Genomic DNA, 6,655 nt, shown 5'->3' with positions numbered 1-6,655 from the left:
CTGGTGGTCGCAACAATGATTAAATCAATATCGTCATTTTGAATGCCCGCCATCTCGATCGCGTTCACGGCTGCATGATATGCCATATCAGCAACGGTTTCGTCTTCAGCAGCAATGCGACGCTCTTTGATGCCTGTACGCGTAACGATCCATTCATCGCTGGTCTCTACCATTTTCTCTAAGTCTGCGTTTGTACGCACCTGAGATGGCAGGTAACTGCCTGTACCTAAAATTCTGCTATACATGAAAACTAATAATGCCTCTCAAGTAAAACCGCTTCTAAACGATCGCTAATACGACTGGGAACTTGTCGTTTGACCTCATGTATCGCCTCTCCTATCGCATTGACGACGGCGGATACATCAGCACTTCCATGACTTTTAATAACAATGCCGCGCAATCCTAGCAAACTTGCGCCATTATACTGGTCGGGGTTCAATGTTTTTAATTCATCAAACAAACCTGAAAACAACTTTCTGGCAATCCAACCTTTTATTGAGCTGTTCATCATGCTTGATTTAAGCTTATCAATAAAGAGCTGAGCCGTACCTTCACAAGCTTTAAGGCACACATTACCGACAAACCCATCACAAACCACCACATCCGCCGCATCATGAAGTAATTGGTTACCTTCTACATAACCAATAAAATGAACGGACTGAGTCTGAGATAACATCTCTGAGCAACGCTTAACCAGGTCATTCCCTTTAATCTCTTCGGCGCCAATATTCAATATGGCGACTCTTGCTGGTCGACCTAAATACTGCTCTGCTAAGGCACTGCCCATGACGGCAAATTGGAAAAGAGAGTCAGCATCACTTGACACATTGGCCCCTAAATCTAGCATCCAAGTTTTGTTGCCTTGAGCGGTAGGAAGCGCCGAAATTAATGCTGGACGTTCAATACCAGGGAGTAACTTCAATCGAAACCGCGATAGCGCCATAAGAGCGCCAGTATTGCCACCACTTAGGCAAGCATCGGCTTGATTGTCAGCAACCGCATCAATCGCCATCCGCATGGATGTGCCAGAACTGTTACGTAATGCTAGAGAAGGTTTTTCGACATTGGAAATGACCCGGTCACTATGTTCAATGATCAAACGATCATTGGTGTCATAACCAAGTAAAGATAATTGATGTGTGATCGAAGTCCGATCACCTATTAATAGGATTTTCAGCTCTGGGAAATACGACAGTGCCTGCACGACGGCAGGCACTGTAACACGGGGACCGAAGTCTCCGCCCATTGCATCAATCGCAACGGTTATAGTTTGCAAAGGTCAACCTTACTTGTTGATAACCTTTTTGCCACGGTAAAAACCTTCGGCAGTCACGTTGTGACGTAGGTGAGTTTCACCTGAAGTTGCGTCTACAGATAGTGCAGCTGTAGTTAGCGCATCGTGTGAACGACGCATGCCACGCATTGAACGTGATTTTTTGCTCTTTTGTACGGCCATTGACCCTACTCCTTTGTCTTAGTTTAAAACGAATTAACGCTTTAAGCTTTTTAAAACATCGAATGGATTCGGCTTTTTCTCTTCCTCAATTTCTTCAGGAATTTCACCAAATACCAAGTTATTTGAATTAACGCTGCATTCCGCTTCATCATGCATTGCTATTTGAGGCAAATTTAAGATGAACTCATCTTCAACTAACTGTATTAGGTCTAACTCACCGTACTCGTTCAGATCTACCAAATCGTACTCTTCCGGTGCTTCCTCTTCACTCTTCTCATTACAAGGAGTATATGTGAATTGGACATCACACTGATGTGTGAAAACCTCATTACAGCGTTGACATTCCAGGTCGACTTCGACGTTAGCTTTACCAGAGATAACTACGAGTCGCTGTTCATCCAGCCCAAATGACATTGAGACTTCTGCGTCGCGTTTAACGCCTTCGGTTGTCTCCTCTAAACGCTTAAAAAGACTGACTTGGATGTAACCATCTAAATCTGTTCTTTTTTGAGCGGTTTTAGCAGGATGTACCGTTCGCGGTATTTTTACCTTTTGCATAGGGCGCGAATCTTATCTTCCAAAATACGTTTAGTCAAAGAAAAAGGTGAAAAAAATGGACTTTTTTACCTTTCAATAGAGAGAATTATTAACAACAGCTTGGATTACGTTATGCTGTTATCTCTAACCCACACATTGTATCTAAAAATGCATAATTACCAACTAATTTTAGCCTCAACTTCCCCATACAGGCAGGAACTCCTCAACAAGCTTTCAATTTCATTCACGACAGCCAAGCCCGATTGTGATGAAACTCCCCTACACAATGAAACGCCTCAACAGCTCGTGAGTCGGCTTGCGCAAAAAAAGGCCACCTCTTGCCTAACTGAGAGCCCAAGCCTAATTATAGGCAGCGATCAGGTTTGTGTTATCGACGGAAAGATTGTGGGTAAACCTTTGAACCGAGAAACCGCCATCCAGCAATTGACGGCTCAAAGTGGCAAGGTCATCACCTTCTACACTGGTCTCTCACTTTACAACTCGGTTACCCAATCTAGCCAAACCATTGTTGATGAGTTCCATGTCCATTTTCGACAACTAAATCGTGCGGAAATTGAAAACTATGTTGATAAAGAGCAGCCATTTTATTGCGCAGGCAGCTTCAAATGCGAAGGGTTAGGTATTGCACTGTTTGAACGATTAGAAGGAAAGGATCCCAATGCGCTTATCGGATTACCCTTAATCGAATTGATCACTATGCTGAAATCCGAAGGTTTTGAGGTCTTAGCCAGTTCTTGATTCTTTAGCCAACGGTTAATGGTTCAACCCATTATCGATGTACTGGTCAAGGATCAATATGATTACCCTGCCAGTATGTTCGCTAACCTAAAGTTACCTGTATCGCTCAATGTAAGCGCTGCTAATGAGAAATAAAAACACATTAGCAGCCTACTTAAGATTACTTGCTGTTTTTTAACGACTGAATCACACGTTCTAGCTTCGCTTCCATTGGAGCACTAATGTCGACCAGCTCTTCCGTCGATGGATGGATAAATTTAATGTTTGCTGCATGCAGGAATAATCGATCCAATCCACAATGCCCGGTGTAGGCATCAAAACGACGATCACCGTATCTGTCATCCCATGCAATTGGGTGGCCAGCGTACTGAGTATGCACTCGAATCTGATGTGTGCGCCCTGTCACTGGGCTCGCTTGTATTAACGTTGCATCATCGAATTTTTCAAGTACTTTAAAGCGAGTTTCCGATGCTTTACCTGTCGGGTTCACTCGCACAATGCTATTCACTTCATTTTTCAACAAAGGTGCATTAATGACACGACAAGTTGATTTCCATTGGCCCATAACCAACGCGAAATAAAATTTCTTGACCGTCTTTTCTCGAAACTGTGCCTGAAGATGACGTAACGCCGATCGCTTTTTCGCAACCAGTAAAATACCCGACGTGTCTCGATCGATACGGTGAACCAACTCTAAGAAACGAGCTGTTGGTCTCAGCGCCCTTAATGCTTCAATCGCACCAAACTTTAAACCGCTTCCTCCGTGTACCGCCAAGCCTGATGGTTTATTTAAAACCAACAGATGCTCATCTTCATAAATGATATTACTTTCAAGTTGAGCCACCTTGTTAAGCTTGGTACTAATAACCGGCTCGTCGGTTTTCTCTTCAATGGTGACAGGAGGAATACGAACAATGTCCCCAGCCTGTAATTTATACTCAACTTTAACGCGTTTTTTATTTACTCGTACCTCTCCCTTTCGCACAATTCGGTAAACCATGCTTTTGGGGAGGTTTTTCAATTGGTTACGTAAGAAGTTATCTATACGCTGACCCGCCATGTCTTCATCGATATCGACAAACTGGACTTTAGTTCTAATTTCACTCATTTCGCTATTGTATCACTCAAACGCGCTATATTTCATATTTTCTTGCTTCATTTAAAGCACACCCAACTCACAAACATCACTCATTCACCCACGCCCTTACTGCTGTGGATAAAAAACAAACTGCCCTTTACTATTGCTTAGATTAAATGAGAAAAAGCACAGTAAAACAATCGATTATTTAATATCACCAGCCATTACTCTGGTTTTTTTTCACCTGTTTATAACAAAGCAGATTGCTGTGATTTCTTTGCGCTGCTATAGTTCACTGCTGCTATTAACGCTTTGATGATTATTTAAACAAAATCAAGCGCGATATCGCACAGTTAACTGAGTAGATTACTTTGTCCCGTAGTGCCGCACTTGGCGTAAGACTCTATTGAACTAAGTCAACTTATTGCCCTACTCGTCGTATTTTCATGTTGAGTATTCTCCGCAAATCGCGGGTCACAAGCTTGTTCGCTTGTGACAACTGACGTGCCCTTAGAGCATCCCCTCCAGCCGGGAGGCTGCACTTTTAGCCATGGGATCTGGCACCGTGAAAACGAACTAAAGCAATAAGCACAATCAATATAAAAAAAGATAACGAGATTATTAAATGAAAAGAATGTTAATAAACGCAACTCAAAAAGAAGAGTTGCGTGTTGCTTTGGTCGATGGACAGCGACTTTTCGATTTGGATATCGAAAGCCCAGGACACGAATCAAAGAAAGCAAATATCTATAAAGGCCGTATTACCCGTGTTGAACCAAGTTTAGAAGCTGCTTTTGTTGACTACGGTGCCGATAGACACGGATTCCTTCCTCTTAAAGAAATTGCTCGTGAGTACTTCCCCCAAGGTTACACCTACCAAGGTCGACCAAGCATCAAAGAAGTATTGAGAGAAGGGCAAGAAGTCATTGTTCAAGTTGAAAAAGAAGAGCGTGGCAGCAAAGGGGCTGCATTAACGACTTTTGTTTCACTTGCCGGTAGCTACCTTGTTTTAATGCCTAATAACCCTCGTGCTGGTGGTATTTCACGCCGAATCGAAGGCGATGAAAGAACTCAACTTAAAGCCGCACTAAGCACACTTGAACTTCCACAAGGTATGGGGCTGATTGTTCGTACTGCAGGTGTAGGTAAAAGCGCTGAAGAGCTTGAGTGGGATCTTAACGTATTACTCAACCACTGGGGCGCTATTAAACAGGCTTCAGACAGTAACTCTGCACCTTTCCTTATTCACCAAGAAAGTAACGTTATTGTACGTGCGATTCGTGACTACTTGCGTCGTGACATTGGCGAGATTCTTATCGATAGTAACACTATCTATGAGCGCGCCCTTGAGCATATTCGCTTAGTTCGACCAGACTTTGCTAGCCGTATTAAAAAGTACGACGGTGAAGTGCCACTATTTAGCCACTATCAAATTGAGAGCCAAATAGAATCGGCCTTCCAACGTGAAGTACGTCTTCCTTCTGGTGGTTCAATCGTTATTGACCCAACAGAAGCACTCACTTCTATCGACATTAACTCCGCTCGCGCTACGAAAGGTGGAGACATTGAAGAAACCGCTCTAAACACAAACCTTGAAGCGGCCGATGAAATTGCTCGTCAATTACGTCTACGTGACTTAGGTGGTCTTGTTGTTATCGATTTCATCGATATGACACCCGTTCGTAACCAGCGTGAAGTTGAGAATCGTTTGCGTGATGCCGTGCGCCTTGACAGAGCTCGTATCCAAATCGGTCGCATCTCTCGCTTTGGTCTTCTAGAGATGTCTCGTCAACGTTTGAGCCCATCACTAGCGGAAGCAAGCCACCACATTTGTCCTCGCTGTACAGGTACTGGTGTTGTTCGTGATAACGAATCGCTAGCATTATCTGTTCTACGTTTGATTGAAGAAGAAGCTCTGAAAGATAACACAGCGCAAGTACTTGCTGTTGTGCCTGTTCCAATTGCTTCTTACCTGCTGAACGAAAAACGTCGCTCAGTCAACCACATCGAGAAAAACCAAGAAGTTAAGATCACTGTTGTCCCTAACTCTGATATGGAAACGCCACACTTTGAGGTGATTCGTATCCGTGAAGGCGAAGAGTTTGATTTACTGTCTTACTTACTGCCTCAAAAGCTGGATGCTCTAAAAGAAGCAGAGAGCAAAGAACCTGTAGAGCAAGAAGTTAAACTGAGAAAGGTTGAAGAGCCAGCTCTAAAAGGCTTCGCTGCTCCTGCTCAATCAGCACCTACTCCGGCACCAGCGCCTAAGGCTGTTGAAGCAAAGAAAGAACCAGCAAAAGAAGAGGCTCAACCTGGCCTTATCTCTCGTCTATTTAAAGCACTAGGTGAATTTTTCTCTGGCCCTTCAGAAGAAGTTAAAGAAGAAGTCAAAGAAGAAAAGTCGACAGAAGAGCAGCGTCATCCTCGCCAACGTCGTAATCGCAACGATCAACGTCGTCGCAATAATCGTGATAATCGTGGTGAACGTGGTGACCGCAATAAGCGTAAGCCTGTGCGAGATGAGCAAGCCCCAGCGACCGAAAATGATGAAAAGGCGAGACAAGAACGTAAGCCTAATAATCGTAAGCCTAAGCAGGACCGTCGACCTAACCGTGACGATGCAAAAACATCGAAAGTGTTAGAACAAGGCCAGCAAATCGCTGCAGATGCTCAAAGTACCAAGCAAGACTCTGCCCCTGAAGCAAAAGCGCCGAAGACGAAAGAACGTCGTCAACGCCGTCCGCTAAAGAAACAGATTCGAGTAAATGGTCAGAATAAACCTCAACCTGTTGATGATGCTAAAGCTGCAGAAGTCGTAACCGCTG

6 protein-coding genes and 1 pseudogene are annotated in these 6,655 nt (G+C 43.8%); 2 read left to right on the top strand and 5 right to left on the bottom strand.

Annotated elements, in window-relative coordinates:
• From ACP45E_RS13075 to yceD, 4 genes and pseudogenes are all read right to left on the bottom strand, one after another.
• Nucleotides 1-245, bottom strand: a pseudogene (locus ACP45E_RS13075) (3-oxoacyl-ACP synthase); the annotation flags it as partial.
• A 5-nt stretch (nucleotides 246-250) separates the two neighbouring features.
• Nucleotides 251-1,276, bottom strand: coding sequence for a phosphate acyltransferase PlsX (gene plsX, locus ACP45E_RS13070; protein WP_017034058.1), 1,026 nt, complete (start codon nucleotides 1,274-1,276; stop codon nucleotides 251-253).
• A gap of 9 nt (nucleotides 1,277-1,285) precedes the next feature.
• Complete coding sequence (rpmF, locus tag ACP45E_RS13065) at nucleotides 1,286-1,456, bottom strand: 50S ribosomal protein L32 (RefSeq protein WP_004737376.1); 171 nt, start codon at nucleotides 1,454-1,456, stop codon at nucleotides 1,286-1,288.
• A gap of 33 nt (nucleotides 1,457-1,489) precedes the next feature.
• Complete coding sequence (gene yceD, locus ACP45E_RS13060; RefSeq protein ID WP_017034059.1) at nucleotides 1,490-2,014, bottom strand: 23S rRNA accumulation protein YceD; 525 nt, start codon at nucleotides 2,012-2,014, stop codon at nucleotides 1,490-1,492.
• A 147-nt stretch (nucleotides 2,015-2,161) separates the two neighbouring features.
• Between yceD and ACP45E_RS13055 the strand changes: the two genes are divergently transcribed.
• A complete protein-coding gene (locus tag ACP45E_RS13055) occupies nucleotides 2,162-2,752 on the top strand; it encodes a Maf family protein (protein ID WP_026026470.1) in 591 nt (196 codons plus the stop codon).
• Nucleotides 2,753-2,912: 160 nt separating this feature from the next.
• On the opposite strand, the gene rluC is transcribed toward ACP45E_RS13055, so the two are convergent.
• Nucleotides 2,913-3,860 (bottom strand): 23S rRNA pseudouridine(955/2504/2580) synthase RluC, encoded by a 948-nt coding sequence (rluC, locus tag ACP45E_RS13050; protein ID WP_017036968.1) that lies wholly within the window; start codon nucleotides 3,858-3,860, stop codon nucleotides 2,913-2,915.
• Nucleotides 3,861-4,455: 595 nt separating this feature from the next.
• Here rluC and rne point away from each other — a divergent pair.
• The coding region (gene rne, locus ACP45E_RS13045; protein WP_141707331.1) for a ribonuclease E at nucleotides 4,456-6,655 on the top strand (2,200 nt) is incomplete at its 3' end.

Source organism: Vibrio genomosp. F10 str. 9ZD137, assembly GCF_049974785.1.
Taxonomy (GTDB): Bacteria; Pseudomonadota; Gammaproteobacteria; order Enterobacterales; family Vibrionaceae; genus Vibrio.
Note: the sequence above shows the minus strand (reverse complement) of the source record. Positions and strands in the feature narration are given on the sequence as shown.